This is a genomic window from Enterobacter cloacae complex sp.6700776, assembly GCF_048284255.1.
GTDB lineage: Bacteria > Pseudomonadota > Gammaproteobacteria > Enterobacterales > Enterobacteriaceae > Enterobacter > Enterobacter intestinihominis.
Genome location: NZ_JBLVYK010000272.1, coordinates 1 through 274, shown reverse-complemented (window position 1 = coordinate 274; position 274 = coordinate 1). Strand labels below are relative to the sequence as shown.

Here is a 274-nt window from a genome sequence, read left to right as displayed (position 1 = left end):
ATACAACGGTTGGGCGAATAGTGACTAAGATATTATCCGCCGATTTTGCCTGCCATGCATCGTAAACGTATTCAGCTTCTAACTTAGATTTACCATAGTGGTTAAATGGATGATATTCGCCATCTTCGCCGGTTTCTTTTTCAACGAAGCCATAAACAGCAACCGATGAAGTGAAAACAATATGTTTGATACCCAACTGTTCAGCGACATCACAGACGTTTTTGGCTCCATCAACGTTCACTTCATAGTAAAGGCTAATAGGGTGAACGTTATC

General features: G+C 40.9%; 1 protein-coding gene. It reads right to left on the bottom strand.

From position 1 onward, the window contains the following. Positions 1 to 274: NAD-dependent epimerase/dehydratase family protein (locus tag ACNQ0T_RS24220; protein ID WP_417930497.1), on the bottom strand; the 274-nt coding region annotated here is incomplete at both ends.